At 69.7% G+C, this 19,082-nt stretch carries 17 protein-coding genes; 9 read left to right on the forward strand and 8 right to left on the reverse strand.

Annotated elements, in window-relative coordinates:
• The first annotated feature begins 48 nt into the window (after positions 1-48).
• The 4 genes from AB0N73_RS07665 to AB0N73_RS07680 all read left to right on the forward strand — a co-directional run bounded on the left by AB0N73_RS07665 (position 49) and on the right by AB0N73_RS07680 (position 3,810).
• Positions 49-480 carry a PTS sugar transporter subunit IIA gene (locus AB0N73_RS07665; protein ID WP_363562038.1) on the forward strand — a complete coding sequence of 144 codons (432 nt, stop codon included), beginning with the start codon at positions 49-51 and terminating at the stop codon, positions 478-480.
• A complete protein-coding gene (locus AB0N73_RS07670) occupies positions 477-1,622 on the forward strand; it encodes a mannitol-1-phosphate 5-dehydrogenase (RefSeq protein WP_363562040.1) in 1,146 nt (381 codons plus the stop codon). Before AB0N73_RS07665 ends, AB0N73_RS07670 begins: the two co-directional genes overlap by 4 nt.
• Before the next feature lie 112 nt (positions 1,623-1,734).
• A complete protein-coding gene (locus AB0N73_RS07675; RefSeq protein WP_363562042.1) occupies positions 1,735-2,535 on the forward strand; it encodes an alpha/beta hydrolase in 801 nt (266 codons plus the stop codon).
• Between the two features lie 270 nt (positions 2,536-2,805).
• Positions 2,806-3,810 carry a hypothetical protein gene (locus AB0N73_RS07680; RefSeq protein WP_363562044.1) on the forward strand — a complete coding sequence of 335 codons (1,005 nt, stop codon included), beginning with the start codon at positions 2,806-2,808 and terminating at the stop codon, positions 3,808-3,810.
• A 541-nt stretch (positions 3,811-4,351) separates the two neighbouring features.
• Here AB0N73_RS07680 and AB0N73_RS07685 read toward each other — a convergent pair.
• From AB0N73_RS07685 to AB0N73_RS07720, 8 genes are all read right to left on the reverse strand, one after another.
• Positions 4,352-5,467, reverse strand: a complete 1,116-nt coding sequence (locus tag AB0N73_RS07685; protein ID WP_363562046.1) for an adenosine deaminase — start codon at positions 5,465-5,467, stop codon at positions 4,352-4,354.
• Positions 5,468-5,486: 19 nt separating this feature from the next.
• Complete coding sequence (locus AB0N73_RS07690) at positions 5,487-6,779, reverse strand: thymidine phosphorylase (RefSeq protein ID WP_363562048.1); 1,293 nt, start codon at positions 6,777-6,779, stop codon at positions 5,487-5,489.
• Positions 6,776-7,234, reverse strand: a complete 459-nt coding sequence (locus tag AB0N73_RS07695) for a cytidine deaminase (protein ID WP_363562114.1) — start codon at positions 7,232-7,234, stop codon at positions 6,776-6,778. The genes AB0N73_RS07690 and AB0N73_RS07695 overlap by 4 nt, the downstream gene beginning before the upstream one ends.
• The gene (locus AB0N73_RS07700) at positions 7,231-8,496 is read right to left on the reverse strand and encodes an ABC transporter permease (RefSeq protein ID WP_363562116.1); all 1,266 of its coding nucleotides are present in this window, start codon (positions 8,494-8,496) and stop codon (positions 7,231-7,233) included. Before AB0N73_RS07700 ends, AB0N73_RS07695 begins: the two co-directional genes overlap by 4 nt.
• 26 nt (positions 8,497-8,522) lie before the next feature.
• Complete coding sequence (locus tag AB0N73_RS07705; RefSeq protein WP_363562050.1) at positions 8,523-9,851, reverse strand: ABC transporter permease; 1,329 nt, start codon at positions 9,849-9,851, stop codon at positions 8,523-8,525.
• A complete protein-coding gene (locus AB0N73_RS07710) occupies positions 9,848-11,368 on the reverse strand; it encodes an ABC transporter ATP-binding protein (RefSeq protein WP_363562052.1) in 1,521 nt (506 codons plus the stop codon). The genes AB0N73_RS07705 and AB0N73_RS07710 overlap by 4 nt, the downstream gene beginning before the upstream one ends.
• A 105-nt stretch (positions 11,369-11,473) precedes the next feature.
• Positions 11,474-12,574 (reverse strand): BMP family ABC transporter substrate-binding protein, encoded by a 1,101-nt coding sequence (locus AB0N73_RS07715; protein WP_363562054.1) that lies wholly within the window; start codon positions 12,572-12,574, stop codon positions 11,474-11,476.
• A gap of 150 nt (positions 12,575-12,724) precedes the next feature.
• Complete coding sequence (locus AB0N73_RS07720; RefSeq protein ID WP_363562056.1) at positions 12,725-13,840, reverse strand: mannose-1-phosphate guanylyltransferase; 1,116 nt, start codon at positions 13,838-13,840, stop codon at positions 12,725-12,727.
• Positions 13,841-14,154: 314 nt separating this feature from the next.
• Between AB0N73_RS07720 and sdhC the strand changes: the two genes are divergently transcribed.
• The 5 genes from sdhC to AB0N73_RS07745 all read left to right on the forward strand — a co-directional run bounded on the left by sdhC (position 14,155) and on the right by AB0N73_RS07745 (position 18,992).
• A complete protein-coding gene (sdhC, locus tag AB0N73_RS07725) occupies positions 14,155-14,589 on the forward strand; it encodes a succinate dehydrogenase, cytochrome b556 subunit (RefSeq protein WP_363562058.1) in 435 nt (144 codons plus the stop codon).
• The gene (locus tag AB0N73_RS07730; RefSeq protein WP_363562060.1) at positions 14,589-15,032 is read left to right on the forward strand and encodes a succinate dehydrogenase hydrophobic membrane anchor subunit; all 444 of its coding nucleotides are present in this window, start codon (positions 14,589-14,591) and stop codon (positions 15,030-15,032) included. Before sdhC ends, AB0N73_RS07730 begins: the two co-directional genes overlap by 1 nt.
• A gap of 49 nt (positions 15,033-15,081) precedes the next feature.
• Entirely contained in the window at positions 15,082-16,911 is a 1,830-nt protein-coding gene (sdhA, locus tag AB0N73_RS07735; RefSeq protein WP_363562062.1) for a succinate dehydrogenase flavoprotein subunit, read from the forward strand.
• Between the two features lie 2 nt (positions 16,912-16,913).
• The gene (locus tag AB0N73_RS07740; protein WP_363562064.1) at positions 16,914-17,693 is read left to right on the forward strand and encodes a succinate dehydrogenase iron-sulfur subunit; all 780 of its coding nucleotides are present in this window, start codon (positions 16,914-16,916) and stop codon (positions 17,691-17,693) included.
• A gap of 69 nt (positions 17,694-17,762) precedes the next feature.
• Positions 17,763-18,992 (forward strand): YihY/virulence factor BrkB family protein, encoded by a 1,230-nt coding sequence (locus tag AB0N73_RS07745; RefSeq protein ID WP_363562066.1) that lies wholly within the window; start codon positions 17,763-17,765, stop codon positions 18,990-18,992.
• The last annotated feature ends 90 nt before the right edge of the window (positions 18,993-19,082 follow it).

A 19,082-nucleotide genomic window follows, 5' to 3' on the forward strand; every position in this document is an offset into this window, starting at 1 on the left:
GCGACCCGCATCCCCCTCCCCGGGGATGCCCCGGCGAAAGGAAGCATCATGGCAGTTCTCAGCATCGGACAGGTCCGCATCCACTCGGGCGGCGCGAGCCGCGACGACGCGATGCGTGAAGCCGCCGACATCCTCGAATCCGTCGGCGCTGTCACGGGCGCCTACTTCGACGCGATGCAGCAGCGCGAGCAGACGGTCTCGACCTACATGGGCAACGAGCTGGCCATCCCCCACGGCACGAACGAGACCAAGGACGAGATCCTCGACTCCGGACTCTCGGTCGTGCGCTACGACGGGGGCGTCGACTGGGACGGCAACCCGGTGAGCTTCGTCATCGGCATCGCCGGCAAGGGCGACGAGCACCTCGACATCCTGTCGCAGATCGCCATCCTCTTCTCGGATGAGGATGACGTCGCACGCCTGAAGGCCGCCGGCACCCCCGAGGAGCTCTTCGAGCTGCTCTCGTCGGTGAACGCATGAAAGCCGTCCACTTCGGCGCCGGCAACATCGGCCGCGGTTTCGTCGGCCTGCTGCTGAGCGAGGGCGGCTACGAGGTCGTCTTCTCCGATGTCTCCGCCGGTCTCGTCGACGCGATCAACGCGGTCGACCAGTACACGGTGCACGAGGTCGGCGACGGTGGCGTCGATGTGACCGTCAGGGGTTTCCGTGCCCTCAACAGCGCGGTCGACCCGCAGGCGGTCGTGGATGAGATCGCCACCGCCGACATCGTCACCACGGCCGTGGGCCCCACCATCCTGAAGTTCGTCGCACCGCTGGTGCAGGCGGGGCTCGCCCAGCGCGACGCCTCCCTCGCGCCGCTGCAGGTCATGGCGTGCGAGAACGCGATCCGCGCGACCGACCAGCTCGAGGGCCACATCCGCGACCTCGCCGGCGACGCGTGGGAGGCCCTCGCGGCGAAGGCCGTGTTCGCCAACACCGCCGTCGACCGCATCGTCCCGGGCCAGCCGGCCGATGCCGGCGTCGATGTCGTCGTGGAGCCCTTCTACGAGTGGGCGATCGAGCGTGGACCCTTCGGCGACGACCTGCCGAACGTTCCCGGCGCGCACTTCGTCGACGACCTCGGCCCGTACATCGAGCGCAAGCTCTTCACCGTCAACACCGGCCACGCCGCGACCGCGTACTACGGCGCGCGCGCGGGCATCGAGCGGATCTCCGACGCCCTGGCGGTTCCCGAGATCGCCGCGGCGGTCTCGGCGACGCTGGCGGAGACCTCCGCCGTGCTGATCGCCCGCCACGAGTTCGCCCCGGACGAGCTGGCCCGCTACCGCGAGACCATCCTCGGGCGCTTCCGCAACCCGGGTCTGCCCGACACCGTGTGGCGCGTCGGACGCCAGCCGCTGCGCAAGCTGTCGCGCAACGAGCGTTTCATCTCGCCCGCCGCGGACGCCGCCGAGCGCGGTCTCGCGACCGAGGCGATCGTGTCGACGATCGGCGCGGCCCTGTCGTTCTCGTCGCCCGACGACCCCGAGTCCGTCGAGCTCCAGCGCTTGCTGAGCGAGAAGGATGCCGCCGCGTTCACGGCGGAGGTCACCGGCCTCGAGCCGACGCATCCGCTGTTCGCGGCCATCCGCGACGAGGTCGCCGCCCACCAGCGCGGCTGACGCTCTGCTTCCGAGTGCGCAGGCGCTCCGTCCGCCGGGACCCGATCCGGCACGGGGACGGGACGCCTGCGCATTCGGCGTTTTCCGGGCGAGGGACTTCTAGGCTTGTGCCGTGAAGAGCCACCCCACCCCCGTCCCGGACACCGACGACTCCGGAAAGCGGGGGCGGCGGCCGAGCCGCATCCGCCGGGTGATCACATGGGTGCTCGGAACGCTCGGTGTGATCGTGGTCGCCGCCGTCGCGGGGATCCTCATCTGGAGTCAGGTCGGCGTGATGGACGCGGAGCCGGGACCCCTCGCCGACGTGCGGGCCGACTCGTCGATCGCCGTGTCGGACGAATCGGGCGCCATCGTCCTCTCCCCCGCCGCGGGGGGTTCCACCGAGGGGCTCGTCTTCATCCCCGGCGCGAAGGTCGATCCCTGGGCGTACGCGTCGACGCTGAGCGGCGTCGTGCACGACGGCGTCACGGTCGTGATCACGAGGCCGTGGCTGAACCTCGCCTTCTTCGACCTGCGCGGACTCGATTCCTTCACCTCGCTCGCGCCGGGGATCGACACCTGGGCCGTCGGCGGGCATTCGCTCGGCGGCGTGCGTGCGTGCCAGCTCGCGAGCGACGCCGATGCCCTCATCCTGTTCGCGTCGTTCTGCTCGACCGACGTGTCGGCGACCGATCTGCCGGTGCTGAGCATCTCGGGCAGCGCCGACGAGCTCTCCACACCCGCGAAGATCGCGGATGCCCGCCCCCTCCTCCCCGCCGATGCGGAGCTCGTCGAGATCGCCGGCGCCTCGCACGCGTCGTTCGGTGCCTACGGGCCGCAGGCGGGCGACGGCGAGGCCACGATCAGTGACGACGACATGACCGCGAAGCTCACCGAGCTCATCAGCACCTTCACCGCCACCCTCCCCCGCTGACCCCCGCGCGGGCGCGCTGCGTGCGGCGTGCGTGCTGCGTGCAGGCTGGGTGCTGGGTGCTGCGTGCCCCATCCGCCGAGCGCACATCCCGTCGTCGAGCGCATACCGCGGACCATGTGCGCTCGGTGACCGGATGTGCGCTCGGCGGGCGGGGTGCACCCCTGGACGATGTGCGCGCCGACGGAGCGACCTGTCCTCCCCAGCCTCTCTGCGCGGCACGAACAGACACCTCGCCCGTTCGGCGGCACGCGGGTCGGCGAGGCTGGGCGGATGCTGCCGCCACAACGTCCCGCACTGCCCGCCGTGACGACCTCACTCGACCTGCACCGCACCGGGCGTCGCTCGATGCCCGACGGGGTGCTGCTCACGCGCGTCGCCGCCCACGCCCAGGGGCTGAGCCCGGTGCGACGGGGCGTCTTCGTGGCGGACGACGATTGGATGTCCGCGTTCCCTGAAGAGAGGACGCGCGCGGCGGCCGCCGCGTACCAGATCGCCGCGCGCGGGGCTCCGGTTGTCTACTCGCACGAGTCGGCCGCCGCGCTCTGGGGGCTTCCGCTGTTCCGACACCGCACCGACCGCGTGCACGTCACGCTGACGCAGCACGGTGCGGCATCCACTCCCGGCGTCTTCCGGCATCGAGACCGGCTCCGCGACGACGAGATCGTCTGGATCGATGGGCGGTCGGTCGGCGTCACCTCGCTCGCGCGGACCGTGTTCGACCTCGCGCGGATGCGCAGTCCCGAGACGGCCACGGCTGCCGCGGATGCGGCGCTGCGCCGCGTGGGCTCGATACCGGGCACACGGCTGATCGACGACGAACCGGTGCACCGACTCCGCGATGAGCTCCTCGGCCTGGCCGGACGGTCGCCGGGCGCCCGCGGGATCGTCCAGGCGCGCGAGGTGGCCGCCTTCGCCGACCCTCGCGCCGAGTACCCGGGCGAGAGCGTCAGCCGGCTCTACCTGTCATGGCTGGGCTTCGCCTCGCCCGATCTGCAGTTCCCCGTGCCCTCGCCGCACGGCGGGTCGTACGAGGTCGACTTCGCATTCCCGGGCTGGCTCGGCGAGTTCGACGGCGACGGCAAGTACCTCGACGCGGGGATGCGGGCGGGCCGCACCCTCGAGCAGGTTCTTCTCGATGAGAAACGACGCGAGGACTGGATCCGCGGCGTCACCGGGCTCCCGATCATCCGCTGGCAGATGCGCCACCTCGTCTCGGTCGACGCCTTCCGCCGGCACCTCGCCGCCTTCGGCATCACTCCGTCGCGCACCCGCTGACGCGCCCCATCCACGCCCCACACGGCCGCGACCACGAGGGTCTCTGCGCCGCCGCGCGCGGCGCGCGCCCGCGAGCGCACATCCCGTGACCGAGCGCACATGCGGGACGATATGCGCTCGACGACGGGATGTGCGCTCGGCAGCCAGGCACGCGACACGATGTGCGCTCGCCCTGCACCGGTGCACCGTGCGGGGAAGCCCGACAACCGCTCAACACGCGACGCACGACTCGGCAGGCAGGTCCCGGCCAGGCAGACGGATGCGTCCCCGCCGACGGGATACCGCCCAGCAGCCACAGCGCGGCGGGAAGGCGAGGCGCGGTCAGGAGCGCGCTGCGAGGCCGAGCGCACATCCGGTGACCGAGCGCACATGCGGGACGATGTGCGCTCGACGACGGGATGTGCGCTCGGCAGCTAGGCGCGGGCGAGCCCGACGGCGGCGCGCGCACCCCGCGCAACCCGCACCCCGCGCACCCCGCGCAACGCGCACCCCGCGCAACCCGCACCGCGCGCAACACACATGCGTTGCGCGCGGGCGGGGGTCAGCGGTCGAAGCCGTCGGCGATCAGGTCGATGAGCTCTTCGCGCTCCTCCACGGGGAGGAAGGCGCCGGCGGCGGCGTTCAGCTGGAAGGTCTCGAGGTCGTCGAGGCCGTAGTCGAAGGTCTCGGCCAGGAGCGCGAGCTCACGGGTCAGCGACGTGCGGCTCATGGTGCGGTTGTCGACGTTCACCGTGACGGCGAAGCCGAGCTGGTAGAGCAGGTCGAACGGGTGATCGGCGAGCTCCTTGCCCCACGCCTCGATGGCGCCGGTCTGCAGGTTCGACGAGGGCGACAGCTCGAGCGGGATCTCGCGGTCGCGCACCCAGCGGGCCAGGTCACCGAAGACGACCTCGACGACGTCGCCCTCGCGAGAGACGACCTCGAGGTCCTCGGCGATGCGTACGCCGTGCCCGAGACGCAGCGCGCGCCCGTCGATCAGGGCCGAGCGGATGGAGTCGAGCCCGGCCGCCTCGCCCGCGTGCACCGTGACGGGGAAGAAGGCCCCCGCGAGGTGGTCGAACGCGGCGCGGTGACGCGCGGGCAGGAAGCCGTCCTCGGGACCGGCGATGTCGAATCCGACGGCGCCGCGCTCGCGGAACGCGACCGCCAGCTTCGCGATCTCGAGCGAGCGGTCGGTGTGGCGCATCGCGGTGATCAGCTGTCCGACGCGGATGTCGTGACCCGCGTCCGCGGCGGCGTCCTCACCCTCTTCGATGCCGTCCTGCACCGCCTCGACGACCTCTTCGAGCGAGAGACCGCGTGCCAGGTGCTGTTCGGGCGCCCAGCGCACCTCGCCGTAGATCACGCCGTCCTCGGCGAGGTCCTGGACGAACTCGCGCGCGACGCGGGTCAGGCCCTCACGGGTCTGCATGACCGCGGTGGTCAGGTCGAAGGTCTTCAGGTACTCGACGAGCGAACCGGAGTCGCTGCGGTCGGCGAACCAGTCCGACAGGTCTTCGGCGTCGGTCTCGGGAACGTCGACGCCGGCGTCACCGGCGAGCTCGATGATCGTGGCGGGGCGTACTGCGCCGTCGAGGTGGTCGTGCAGCGAGACCTTCGGGAGGCCGCGCAGCGACACGCCTTCGAGGAGGGCGTCTCCGTGCTGTTCGATGGGCATGGGGGGTGCTCCTTGCGTGTCAGGTCGTGATGCGTTCGAGGACGCGGGTGGATGCGGCCGGTGCCGCGTCGCCGATCTCCCAGGCTCCCTCGAGGGCGTCGAGCGCTCGCGGGAACCGCGCAGCATCCTCCGCCGACAAGGTGAACAACGGGTGGCCCTCGGTCACGGATTCGCCCAGCGTGGCGTGCAGGTCGATGCCCGCCGCGTGGATGACGGGGTCCTGCGGCCGCGCACGGCCGGCACCGAGCCGCCAGGCCGCGACGCCGAACGGCAGCGCCTCCAGCCGCGTCACGACACCCGAACGGGGTGCGGTCACGGTGTACGTCTCGCGAGCCGTCGGAAGCGCGGCATCCGGGTCGCCGCCCTGCGCGATGATCATGCGACGCCACGCGTCCATGGCGCGGCCGTCGCGGAGCGCCCCCTCGACGTCGGCGTCGGGCTGCCCCGCCAGCGCCAGCATCTCGCGGGCGAGGGCGAGCGTCAGCTCGACGACGTCGGCGGGTCCGCCGCCGGCGAGCACCTCCACCGACTCGCGCACTTCGTTGGCGTTGCCGATGGCGCGTCCGAGCGGCGAGTTCATGTCGGTCAGCAGCGCCGTGGTCGCAACTCCCGAGTCGGCGCCGAGAGCCACCATCGTGCGGGCGAGCTCACGGGCGCGATCGACGTCCTGCATGAACGCGCCGGAGCCGAACTTGACGTCGAGGACGAGCGCGGCGGTGCCCTCGGCGATCTTCTTCGACATGATGCTCGAGGCGATCAGCGGGATGGCCTCGACCGTGCCGGTCACATCGCGCAGCGCGTACAGCCGCTTGTCGGCGGGAGCCAGGCCGGAGCCGGCGGCGCAGATCACGGCGCCCACATCCGCCAGCTGCGCGAACATCTCGTCGTTCGAGAGCGCGGCGCGCCAGCCCGGGATCGACTCGAGCTTGTCGAGCGTTCCGCCGGTGTGCCCGAGGCCGCGGCCCGACAGCTGCGGCACGGCGACACCGAAGGCGGCAACGAGGGGCGCGAGGGGCAGGGTGATCTTGTCGCCCACCCCGCCGGTGGAGTGCTTGTCGACGGTGGTCTTGCCGAGACCGGCGAAGCTCATCCGCTCGCCGGACGCGATCATGGCGTCGGTCATCACGCGGATCTCGTCGCGGTCCATGCCGTTGAGCAGCACGGCCATCGCGAACGAGGCCATCTGCGCGTCGGTGACGTACTCACGGGTGTACGCGTCGATCATCCACCGCAGCGCGTCGTCGGCGACCACGCCGCCATCGCGCTTGGCGCGGATGACATCGACGGCGTCGAAGGGCTCGACCGCGCTCATCGGCGGTACTCCTCGAGGTCGCGGGGCCCGAACGCGTCGGGGAGCACCTCGTCCATCGTGCGGATGCCCGACACGGTCTCGAGCAGCATGCCCGGGAGCGCGAACTCGTTCAGCAGCTGACGGCACCGGCCGCACGGCATGATCGTCTCACCATCGCCGTTGACGCACACGAAGGCGACGAGCTGGCCGCCGCCCGACATGTTGAGCTCGGAGACGAGCCCGCACTCGGCGCACAGACCCACGCCGTACGACGCGTTCTCGACGTTGCAGCCCGTGACGATCCGCCCGTCGGTGACGAGGGCGGCCGCGCCGACCTTGTAGCGCGAGTAGGGCGCGTAGGCGCGCTGCATGGCGTCGGTGGCGGCGCTGCGCAGCTCGTCCCAGTCGATGTCTGTCACTGTGGCCTTTCGATGGAGATGGAGAACATTCCGAGCGGGGAATGCGGTGGGCGTCAGCCCTTGATGTACGGCTTGCCGGATGCCGCGGGCCCGCGGACCTTGCCGACCAGACCCGCGACCGCGAAGATCGTGACGACGTACGGCAGCATGAGCATGAACTCGCTCGGCACCGGCGAGCCGATGACGCCGAGCGTGTTCTGCAGGTTCGACGCGAAGCCGAACAGGAGCGCGGCGAGAGTGGCCTTGAGCGGGTGCCACTGGCCGAAGATGACGGCGGCCAGCGCGATGAAGCCGGCGCCCGCGGTCATCTCCTTGTTGAACGCCCCCACCGAGCCGAGGGTGAAGAACGCTCCACCCATACCGGCGATCGCGCCGCCCAGCGAGACGTTCCAGAACCGTGTGCGGGCGATGTTGATGCCCACCGTGTCGGCCGCCTGCGGGTGCTCGCCCACGGCGCGCAGACGTAGACCCCACTTGGTGTGGAAAAGGGCGACGTAGACGCCGATGACGAGGATGTACATCAGGTAGACGATGATCGTCTGCCGGAACAGCATCGGCCCGATGAGCGGGATGTCGCTGAGGAACGGGATCGCGATCCGCTCGAAGCGCGGCGGGGTGTTGAGCGCCGCCGCGTTGGGCGCGAGCAGCTGCGAGAAGAGGAAGCTGGTCAGGCCCGTGACGAGCACGTTCAGCACGACACCGACGATCACCTGATCGACGAAGTACTTGATCGCGAATGCGGCGAGGACGAACGACACCAGCACACCCGCGACGGCGGCGGCCGCGAGTCCGAGGAGGGGCTGGCCGGTGGCGGTCGCGACCACGGCCGACGTGAACGCGCCGGCGAGCAGCTGGCCCTCGATCGCGATGTTCACCACGCCCACGCGCTCGCTGATGACACCCGCGAGCGCACCGTAGATGAGCGGGACGGACAGGCTGATCCCGCCGGCGAGCAGACCCGCCAGCGGGATGACGTTGGTGCGCGCACCGGAGCCCGCCCACGTCAGGAACCCGACGAGGAAGATGACCGCGAACAGCACCATGAGCCAGAGCGGCACACGGCGCCGGCCCCGCACGAGGACGGCCGCGGCGATCGTGATGAGAGCGAGGCCGATCGTGCAGAGGATGCCGGTGAGGGTCGCGTTGAGCGTGAACTCGGGGAGCTGGATCGCATCGCCGTCGGACGTGATGCGGAAGACGGTCTCCTCACCGTGCCCGACCAGCAGGAAGAGGATGGCGCCGAAGACGGTCAGCACGCCGAAGGCGATGGGAGCCTTCCAGCTGACGACGACGGTGCGCGCCAGAGGCGCGTCGGGGATGACGTGCTCGGGGACGACGGTGGTGCTCACTTGGCCGTCACCTCCTCACCGGTGCGGAGTTCCTTCGTGACGATGGGACGCGGGCGACGGGGCCCGCTCCCCGGGGACGGCAGACGGAAGATCGCCCGCACGAGCGGCGGTGCCGCGATGAACAGCACGATGAGCGACTGGACGACGAGCACGATGTCGATCGGCACGCCCTCGGCCGCCTGCATCGCGAAGCCGCCGGCCTTGAACGCGCCGAACAGGATACCGGCCACGAGCACGCCGATCGGCGTCGACCGGCCCAGCAGCGCCACGGTGATCGCGTCGAAGCCGATGCCCGCGTCGATGCCGCTGGAGAAGCCGGTCGTCACGGTGCCGAGCACCTGGCTGACACCGGCCAGACCGATCAGCGCGCCCGAGATCAGCATCGCGTAGACGTACATGCGCGGCACCTTGATGCCCGCCACGCGCGCGGCGTTGGGGTTCTCGCCGACGGCACGGAACTGGAAGCCGAGCGCCGAGCGGTTGAGGATCCACCACACGACGGCCACGGCGACGAGGGTGAGGATGAAGCCGAAGTGCAGGTTGTAGCCCGGGCCCAGCAGGTCGGGGAACACCGCCGTCTCGTTGATCGCGGGCGTCTTGGGGTTGTTCGAGCCGGGCGCCTGCAGCAGGCCCGGGGTGCGCAGCATCCACGTCACGAGGTAGAGCGCGACGAAGTTGAGCATGATCGTCACGATCACCTCGTGCGCGCCGGTGCGCGCCTTGAGGACGCCGGCGATACCGGCCCACGCGGCGCCGGCCACGAGGCCCGCCAGCAGCGCGACGATCATGTGGATGCCCCACGGCAGCTCGAAGCCGAAGCCGACCCAGCCGGCCGCGGCCGACGCGACGAGCATCTGCCCGCGGCCACCGATGTTGAACATGCCGACCCGGAAGGCCAGCGCCACACCGAGACCGGCCGCGATCAGCGGCGTCGCGAACGTCAGCGTCTCGGTGAGGGGACGGATGCCGGTGAGGAAGTCGGGACGGTTGAAGTTGTAGATCGAGCCCTGGAAGAGCGCGATGTAGGCGCCCGAGACCGAATCCCAGATGGCACCGAACGTGTCGCCGGGACGGGAGAAGAAGTACCCCGCCGACTCCTGCACACGCGCGTCGGTCGCGGCGATCATGATCGCGCCGACGACGAGGGCGATGACCACCGCGAGCACCGAGATGATGGCGTTGCCCGTGGCGATCTGATGCAGCGCGCGCTGCCAGCGACCGGGCTCCCCCGGCTCCGCCGTCGGGGCGGCGGGCGCCGACCCGCTCGACGGCGAGCCGAGCTCGACGGCGACGTCGGGGTCGGTGATGTTCGAGCGGTCGCTCATGCGGCGGCGCCTTCCGTGCTCGGGACCTCGCCGGCCATCATGAGGCCGAGGACGTCGCGCGGGGTGTCGCCGGGGACGATCCCGACCACCCGTCCGCGGTACATGACCATGATGCGATCCGCCAGGGCGGTGACCTCATCGAGCTCCGTCGAGACGACGACGACGGGCACGCCCGCATCCCGCGTCTCGACGATGCGCTTGTGGATGAACTCGATCGATCCGACGTCGACGCCGCGGGTGGGCTGGGCGGCGACGAGCAGGCGCAGGTCGCGGCTCAGTTCTCGCGCGAGCACGACCTTCTGCTGGTTTCCGCCGGAGAGCCGGCCGACCTTCGTCTCGATCGAGGGCGTGCGTACGTCGAACTCGGCGACCTTCTCTTTGGCGAACGTCGTCAGGGCGTTCCGCTGCACCGCACCGGCGCGCACGAACGGCGCACCGTCGGCCCGGTCGAGCATGAGGTTCTCGGCGATGGAGAACTCGCCGACGAGGCCGTCCTCCTTGCGGTCCTCGGGGACGAAGCCGACGCCCGCGTCGAGGATCGCGCGGACGCTGCGTCCGTGCAGTTCCACGCCGTCGAGCCGGACGGATCCCTCGACCCGCGGCTGGAGGCCGAGCAACGCCTCGGTGAGCTCGGTCTGCCCGTTTCCCTGCACGCCCGCGATGGCGAGGATCTCGCCCCGGCGCACCGCGAAGCTCACGTCGTTGACGACGAGCTGGCCGATGGGGTCGATGACGGTGAGGTTGTCGACGATGAGGGATTCCTCCCCCAGCGTCGGTGCGTCCTTCTGCACGGTCAGCTCGACGGCGCGGCCGACCATGAGGGAGGCGAGCTCGGCGTTGGATGCGGTGGGCGCCGCCTCGCCGACGACCTTGCCGAGACGGATGACCGTGATGCGGTCGGCGACCTCGCGCACCTCGCGGAGCTTGTGGGTGATGAAGACGATCGAGGTGCCCGACGCCTTCAACTGCTGCATGATCGCCATGAGCTCGTCGGTCTCCTGCGGCGTGAGCACCGCGGTGGGCTCGTCGAAGACGAGGACCTTGGCGTCGCGCGAGAGCGCCTTGATGATCTCGACACGCTGCTGCACGCCGACGGGCAGGTCCTCGACGAGGGCATCGGGATCGACGTCGAACCCGAAGCGGGAGGAGATCTCGCGCACCTTGGCGCGCGCGGCCTGCAGATTGAGACGGCCGCCGAACGTGGTGGGCTCGTGCCCCAGCATCACGTTCTCCGCCACCGTGAAGACGGGGATGAGCATGAAGTGCTGGTGGACCATGCCGATGCCGGCGCGCATGGCGTCACCGGGGCCGGCGAAGTGCTGCACGGCGTCGTCGAGGAGGATCTCGCCGCCGTCGGCCTGGTACAGGCCGTAGAGCACATTCATCAGGGTGGATTTACCGGCGCCGTTCTCACCGAGCAGACAGTGGATCTCGCCGGCCTCGACAGTGAGGTCGATGTGGTCGTTCGCCACGAGAGACCCGAACGTCTTCGTGATGCCGCGAAGTTCGAGCTTCATGTTCTCGATCCTAAGTGTCGCGTAGGCCGGGACGGAGTGCCCGGGCGGAGGAAAACCTCGAGGGGAGGCCGGCGTGTGCCGACCTCCCCCCGACGGTGTGCGGAATTACTCGGCGAGGTAGGACTCGACGGTGAGCTCACCGGCGATGATCGCTGCCTTCAGCTCGTCGACCTCGGTCACCAGCTCGGCCGGAACCTTGGACTCCCAGTCGTGGAACGCGGCGAGGCCGACGCCCTCGTTCTCGAGCGTGCCGACGAACGGCGTCACGTCGAAGTCGCCGCCACCGGCAGCCATGATCGCGTCGTAGACACCCACGTCGATGCCCTTGAGGATCGAGGTGAGCAGCAGCGAGCCGACGCTCGGGTCGGTCTCGAACACGTCGGCGTCGACGCCGATGAGGGCGATCTCCTTGCCGGAGTCCTCGATCGCGGCCGCGGCCGACTGGTAGATCGGGCCACCGACGGGGAGGATGATGTCGGCGTTCTGGTCGATCAGGCCCTGGGCGATCTGACGCGCACCGTCGTTGGCCTCGAAGCCACCGGTGAAGGAGCCGTCCTCCGCCGCGCGGTCCCAGCCGACGACCTTGACGTCGGCGCCCTTGGTCTCGTTGTAGTAGTCGACGCCCTGGGCGAAGCCGTCCATGAAGATCGTGACGGTCGGGATGTTCATGCCACCGAAGGTGCCGAGAACGCCGGTCTGGGTGACGCCGGCCGACAGGTAGCCCGCGAGGAACGCGGCCTGGGCGGTGTCGAAGATGATCGGCTTGATGTTCTCGGCATCGGTGGTGCCGTCGAAGTCGAGGTCGACCGTGTCGTCGATCGAGACGAACTCGATGTCGGGGTTGGCCGTGGCGGCCTCTGCGGCGGCGGGCGCGAGCAGGAAGCCGACGGTCACGATCGTGTTGCAGCCCTGGTCGACCAGGCTCTGCAGGTTGGCGGCGTAGTCGGTCTCGGCGGCCGACTCGACAGCCTTGTACTCGACACCGAGCTCGTCCGCGGCCTGGGTCATGCCCTCGAAGCCGAGCTGGTTGAACGACTTGTCGTCGAACCCGCCGGCGTCGGAGACCATGCAGGGCAGGTAGTCGGATGCCGCCTGGCCGCCGCTCGTGCTCGAGCTCTCCGGCGCAGCGCCACAGCCGGCCAGAAGCGCGGCGGTGCCTGCGATGGCCAGGCCGCTGAACAGCGCCTTGGTCGTCGTCTTCTTCACGAGTCCTCCATCAAGGGACGTGGGTGTGCCCCGGTCGGATCCGGGGGTGGATGCAGTCACGTTACCCAATGTGACGTCCGCCGAACGGGTCGACGGCAAGGACGCAACGCAATGGTTACAAACGACCCCGACGCGGGTGGCGCGGTGCCCTCAGAGGACGTCGCCGCGTCCGGTGAACTTGAGCGCGTCGACGACCTGCTTCACCCGCTGGGCGTGCTCGGTCGTCGTCACGAGCAGGGCGTCGGGGGTGTCGACCACGACGATGTCCTGCACCCCGATGAGGCTGATGACGCGCTGGGTCTGGGTGACGACGATGCCGCTGGAGGCGTCGGAGAGGATGCGCGCGTTCTCTCCCAGCACGGCGAGGTCGTTCTTGCGCCCGTTCGAGATGAGCTTCGTCAGGCTCGCGAAGTCGCCCACGTCGTCCCAGTCGAAGTGCCCCGGGACCATCGCGAGGCGGCCGCGCGCGGCGGCGGGCTCGGCGACCGTGTAGTCGATGGCGATCTTCTTCAGCTGCGGCCAGATGCGGTCGACGGCGGGGCCGCGGCGGTCGCGGTCGTCCCAGGCCTCGGCGAGTTCGAGCAGGCCCGCGTGCAGTTCGGGCTCGTTCGCCTCGATCTCGGCCAGCAGCACGTCGGCGCGGGAGATGAACATCCCCGCGTTCCACGAGTAGGAGCGGTCGGCGAAGTACTCGCGGGCCGTCTCGAGGTCGGGCTTCTCGACGAACCGCTCGACGAGCGCCGCCTCGGGCGCGCCCTCGATGATCAGCTCGTCGGCGCGCTTGATGTACCCGAACCCGGTCGAGGGCTCGGAGGGCTGGATGCCGATCGTGCAGATGTAGCCCGCGCGGGCCACCTCCACCGCCTGGCGCACCGCGAAGTCGAAGATGCGCGCGCCGCGGATCACGTGGTCGGCGGCGAACGAGCCGATGACCACATCCGGCTCGCGGCGCACGAGGATGGCCGCGGCCAGGCCGATCGCCGCAGTCGAGTCGCGCGGCTCCGACTCGAGGAACACGTTCTTGTCGGGGATGCCGGGCAGCTGCCCCTCGACCGCCGCTCGGTGGGCGCGTCCCGTGACGACGGCGATCCGGTCGCTGCCGGCGAGGGGCTCCAGGCGATCCCACGTGTCGCGCAGCAGCGTCTGCCCCGAGCCGGTGAGATCGTGCAGGAACTTCGGGGCGTCGGCCCGCGACAGCGGCCACAGGCGGCTGCCGATACCGCCGGCCGGGATGACAGCGTAGAACCCGTCGATCTCATTCGTCATGCGGCCAGCGTATCGACCCGTGCCGCCGCATCCCGTCGGCCTCGCGCCGCATCCGCCCCGCACCGCCGCCGAGCGCATATTCCCGGCCCGAGCGCATACCCCGGACGATGTGCTTTCGCAGACTGGATGTGCGCTCGGCGGGGTGGTCCTCCCGGCCGAGGTATCTCGACGTCGAGATAGTTAGGTTCGCCTAAAGGGCATTCGGCGTGCCCGGGCGAATAGAATCGACGGCAGCGCCCGCGTGACGCGAGGGGAGCACCAGCATCCCCGAGGGGCATCGACCGCCCCGCCATGTTCGATCAGGGAGGACGACCGTGTCTGCACCAGCACGCGTCACAGCACCGCTCTCACAGACGACGTCCAAGACACCGCGGGGAACGCTCTACCGCGGCAACGAGGGGATGTGGTCCTGGGTCCTGCACCGGATCACCGGCGTCGCGATCTTCTTCTTCCTCCTCGTGCACATCCTCGACACGGCGCTCATCCGCGTCTCGCCCGAGGCGTACGACGCGGTCATCGGCACCTACAAGAACCCGATCATGGGCATCGGCGAGGTCTTCCTGGTCGCCGCGATCGCCTACCACGCGTACAACGGCCTGCGCATCATCGCCGTCGACTTCTGGTCGAAGGGCGCCCGTTACCAGCGTCAGCTCTGGTGGATCGTCCTGGGCGTGTGGCTCGTGACGATGCTCGGATTCGCCCCGCGCCACCTCATGAACGTCTTCGCCACCACGGGAGGGGGTCACTGATGAGCACCACCATCGCCGCCCCCCGGAGCCCCCGCACCCCGGTCAGCCGCAAGGGCGTGAACCTGGAGAAGTGGGGCTGGGTCTACATGCGCGTCTCGGGCATGATCCTGATCGTGCTCATCTTCGGGCACCTGTTCGTCAACCTGCTCACCGGCGACGGCATCCACCAGATCGACTTCGCCTTCGTCGCCGGGAAGCTCTCCTCGCCGTTCTGGCAGTGGTGGGATGTCGCGATGCTCTGGCTCGCGATGATCCACGGCGGCAACGGCATGCGCACGATCGTCAACGACTACGTCACCGGGCAGACCACCCGCCGCGTGCTGGTGTGGGCGATCTGGCTGACCTCCGGCTTCCTCATCGTGCTCGGCACGCTGGTCGTCTTCACCTTCGACCCCTGCCTGGGTGTGACCGCCGACAGCGTGCTCTGGGACGTGTGCCAGTAGGCACCGCCCTCCCCCGCTCAGCGAACGACAAGACAAGAGGCATCTCTCCGTGAGCACTCACTCCACCGCGGACACCGTCGTCAAGGACGGCGTCTACTACCACCAGTTCGACGTCGTGATCGTCGGTGCCGGCGGTGCCGGCATGCGCGCGGCCATCGAGGCCGGCCCCGGCGCGAAGACCGCCGTGATCTCGAAGCTCTACCCCACCCGCTCGCACACCGGTGCGGCGCAGGGCGGGATGGCGGCCGCGCTCGCCAACGTCGAAGAGGACTCGTGGGAGTGGCACACCTTCGACACCGTCAAGGGCGGCGACTACCTCGTCGACCAGGATGCGGCCGAGATCCTCGCGAAGGAGGCCATCGACGCCGTCATCGACCTCGAGAACATGGGCCTGCCCTTCAACCGCACCCCCGAGGGAAAGATCGACCAGCGCCGCTTCGGCGGGCACACCGCCGATCACGGCAAGAGCCCGGTGCGTCGCGCCTGCTACGCCGCCGACCGCACCGGCCACATGATCCTGCAGACGCTGTTCCAGAACTGCGTGAAGCTCGGCATCAACTTCTTCAACGAGTTCTACGTGCTCGACCTCATCACCGTCGAGGACGAGGGGACGACGAAGATCGCCGGCGTGGTGGCCTACGAGCTCGCCACCGGCGACCTGCACGTCTTCCAGTCGAAGGCCGTGATCTTCGCGACCGGCGGCTTCGGCAAGATCTTCAAGACCACCTCCAACGCCCACACCCTCACCGGCGACGGCGTCGGCATCGTGTGGCGCAAGCGCCTCCCGCTCGAGGACATGGAGTTCTTCCAGTTCCACCCGACCGGGCTCGCCGGCCTCGGGATCCTGCTCACCGAGGGCGCCCGCGGTGAGGGTGCGATCCTCCGCAACGCCTCGGGCGAGCGCTTCATGGAGCGCTACGCCCCGACCATCAAGGACCTCGCGCCGCGCGACATCGTGAGCCGCTGCATGGTGCAGGAGGTCGCCGAGGGCCGCGGCGCCGGCCCCCACAAGGACTACGTGCTGCTGGACTGCACGCACCTGGGCGCCGAGGTCCTCGAGACCAAGCTGCCCGACATCACCGAGTTCGCGCGCACCTACCTCGGCGTCGACCCGGTGGTGGAGCCGGTCCCGGTCATGCCGACCGCGCACTACGCGATGGGCGGCATCCCCACCAACGTCGAGGCCGAGGTGCTCAGCGACAACACGACGGTCGTTCCCGGCCTCTATGCCGCCGGCGAGTGCGCATGCGTCTCGGTGCACGGCTCGAACCGCCTGGGCACCAACTCGCTGCTCGACATCAACGTGTTCGGCAAGCGCGCCGGGCGGAACGCCGTGAAGTACGTCCAGGGCGGCGCGGAGTTCGTGCCCCTGCCCGAGGACCCCGCGAAGGAGGTCCGCGAGATGATCGAGGGCCTGCGCAACAACGCGGGCGGCGAGCGCATCGCGGTCCTCCGCAAGACGCTGCAGGACGAGATGGACCGCAAGGCCCAGGTGTTCCGCACCGACGAGTCGCTCGGCGACGTGATGCTCGTCATCGCCGAGCTGCGCGAGCGCTACAAGAACGTCCACGTCGACGACAAGGGAAAGCGGTACAACACCGACCTGCTCGAGGCCGTCGAGCTCGGCTTCCTCCTCGACATCGCCGAGGTCGTCGTCGTCGCCGCGCGCAACCGCAAGGAGAGCCGCGGCGGTCACATGCGCGACGACTACCCGACGCGCGACGACGAGAACTACATGAAGCACACCATGTCCTACCTCTCGGGCGATGCGCACTCCTCCCACCCGGAGGACCACATCCGCCTCGATTGGAAGCCCGTCGTCTTCACCAAGAACGAGGCCGGCGAGTTGCGCTACCCGCCGCTGGAGAGGAAGTACTGAGCATGGCCGCCACCGCCATCGTCGAGGCCCCCGCCTCAACCCCCGACGTGCAGGAGACCAACGACTCCGGCGTCCAGGCGTTCCTCGTCACGTTCATCGTGCGCCGTTTCAATCCGGAGACGGACGAGGAGCCGCGCTGGGTCGACTACGACGTCGAGGTGTACTCCACCGACCGTGTGCTCGACGCACTCCACAAGATCAAGTGGGAGGTCGACGGCTCCCTCGCGTTCCGCCGGTCCTGCGCACACGGCATCTGCGGCTCCGACGCGATGCGCATCAACGGGCGCAACCGTCTCGCCTGCAAGACGCTGATCAAGGACCTCGACATCTCGAAGCCGATCTACGTCGAGGCGATCAAGGGCCTGCCGCTCGAGAAGGACCTCATCGTCGACATGGAGCCGTTCTTCGCGTCGTACCGCGAGGTGCAGCCCTTCCTCATCGCCAACTCCCCCGTGGAGAAGGGCAAGGAGCGCGTGCAGTCGATCGTCGACCGCGAGCGCTTCGACGACACCACCAAGTGCATCCTGTGCGCCGCGTGCACGTCGTCCTGCCCCGTCTTCTGGACGGACGGCCAGTACTTCGGCCCCGCCGCGATCGTCAACGCGCACCGCTTCATCTTCGACTCGCGCGACGACGCGGGCGACGTGCGCCTGGACATCCTGAACGACAAGGAAGGCGTGTGGCGCTGCCGCACGACCTTCAACTGCACCGAGGCATGCCCGCGCGGCATCGAGGTGACCAAGGCGATCGCCGAGGTCAAGCAGGCGGTCCTGCGCGGCTGAGCCCGCGAGACGAACGATCCAGGAGGGGATGCGGCACGCGCCGCATCCCCTCCTCGCTAGGGTGGCAGCGTGAGTGACAAGAGGGATGGGGCGGGTCGCAACGCACCCCCTCCCCCGATCCTCGAGCCGGACGCTTCGCTGCGCGCACGGTGGGAGGCGGGTCAGGCGAGCCTGCGCGAGCGGTTCGACGACCCGATCGAGCGCGCGACGCGTCTGACGCAGAAGACGCTGGCGTGGTTCCCGATCCGCGTCTGGCGTCACTTCCTGCAGCACAACGGCTTCCTCCTGGCCGCCGGCATCAGCTACCAGTCGCTGTTCACGATCTTCGCGGCGATCTATCTGGGGTTCGCGATCATCGGAACGTGGCTCGGCGGCGCCCCCGACGCCGTCGACCGCCTCATCGACATCATCAACAGCTACATCCCGCAGCTCATCAGCGAGCACGGCCTCATCCGCCCGGAGCAGGTGCAGGACATCGCGAACAGCTCCGGCGGGCTCCTCACGGTCACGGGCATCGTGGCGCTCGTGGTGATCGTCTGGACGGCCATCGGCTTCGTCACCTACGCACGCCGCGCCGTCCGCGACACCTTCGGTCTGCCGTACGACAGCCGCAGCTACCTGCTGCTGAAGGCGCGCGATCTGTTCGCCGCGCTCATCTTCGGGCTCGCGCTGCTCGTGGGCTCGCTGCTCGTGCAGATCACGACCTGGGCGCTCGACCTCGTGCTCTCACCCCTCAACCTCACCCTCGATTCGACACTGTCGAGCGTCCTGGTGCGGGCGTTGACGCTGATCGTGGCGTTCGGCATCAACGCCGTCGCGCTCGCCCTCCTCTTCCGCTTCCTCACCGGCACGTCCCTGAAGTGGCGGCGTATCTGGCCGGGCTCGCTGCTCGGCGGGGCGTCGCTCGCCGTCCTGCAGGTCGGTGCCGGTGTGCTGCTGCTCTACACGCCCTCCAACCCGCTGCTGGCGACGTTCGCCATCTTCATCGGGTTCCTCCTGTGGTTCCGTATCAACGGCATCGTCCTCCTGGTCGCCGCGGCCTGGATCGCCGTGGCCACGAGCGATCGCGACCTGCCGCTCGTGGAACTCTCGCCGCAGGAGCGGGAGCGCCTCGAGCGCCGGGCGATGCGGATCGCCGCGAACGTCCGCGTGCGCGAGGCGCAGGATGCGCTCGCGCACGCCCCGTGGTGGCGCAAGCCGCGAGCCGCGCGGGCTGAGAAGCGCGCCCGGCACGATCTGTCCGCGCTCGGCCCCGACGAGGACGACGTCCCCGTGCGTCTTCGGGACCTGCTCGACTGATCGGGATGTGGACAACCCCCGGGGTGTGATCGGCCGTCGCATTAGGGTGGATGGACTGCCGCCCGCCCCCTCGGAGTCGTTCCGGGTGAC

This window comes from Microbacterium sp. NPDC089189, from assembly GCF_040685095.1.
Lineage (GTDB): Bacteria > Actinomycetota > Actinomycetes > Actinomycetales > Microbacteriaceae > Microbacterium.

Excerpts from the sequence above, each read along its gene's own strand:
- AB0N73_RS07720 (WP_363562056.1), bottom strand. The coding sequence starts at position 13,840 with ATGACGAATGAGATCGACGGGTTCTACGCTGTCATCCCGGCCGGCGGT.
- AB0N73_RS07670 (WP_363562040.1), top strand. The coding sequence starts at position 477 with ATGAAAGCCGTCCACTTCGGCGCCGGCAACATCGGCCGCGGTTTCGTC.
- AB0N73_RS07680 (WP_363562044.1), top strand. The coding sequence starts at position 2,806 with ATGCTGCCGCCACAACGTCCCGCACTGCCCGCCGTGACGACCTCACTC.
- AB0N73_RS07740 (WP_363562064.1), top strand. The coding sequence starts at position 16,914 with ATGGCCGCCACCGCCATCGTCGAGGCCCCCGCCTCAACCCCCGACGTG.
- AB0N73_RS07710 (WP_363562052.1), bottom strand. The coding sequence starts at position 11,368 with ATGAAGCTCGAACTTCGCGGCATCACGAAGACGTTCGGGTCTCTCGTG.
- AB0N73_RS07685 (WP_363562046.1), bottom strand. The coding sequence starts at position 5,467 with ATGCCCATCGAACAGCACGGAGACGCCCTCCTCGAAGGCGTGTCGCTG.
- AB0N73_RS07690 (WP_363562048.1), bottom strand. The coding sequence starts at position 6,779 with ATGAGCGCGGTCGAGCCCTTCGACGCCGTCGATGTCATCCGCGCCAAG.
- AB0N73_RS07665 (WP_363562038.1), top strand. The coding sequence starts at position 49 with ATGGCAGTTCTCAGCATCGGACAGGTCCGCATCCACTCGGGCGGCGCG.
- AB0N73_RS07730 (WP_363562060.1), top strand. The coding sequence starts at position 14,589 with ATGAGCACCACCATCGCCGCCCCCCGGAGCCCCCGCACCCCGGTCAGC.
- AB0N73_RS07705 (WP_363562050.1), bottom strand. The coding sequence starts at position 9,851 with ATGAGCGACCGCTCGAACATCACCGACCCCGACGTCGCCGTCGAGCTC.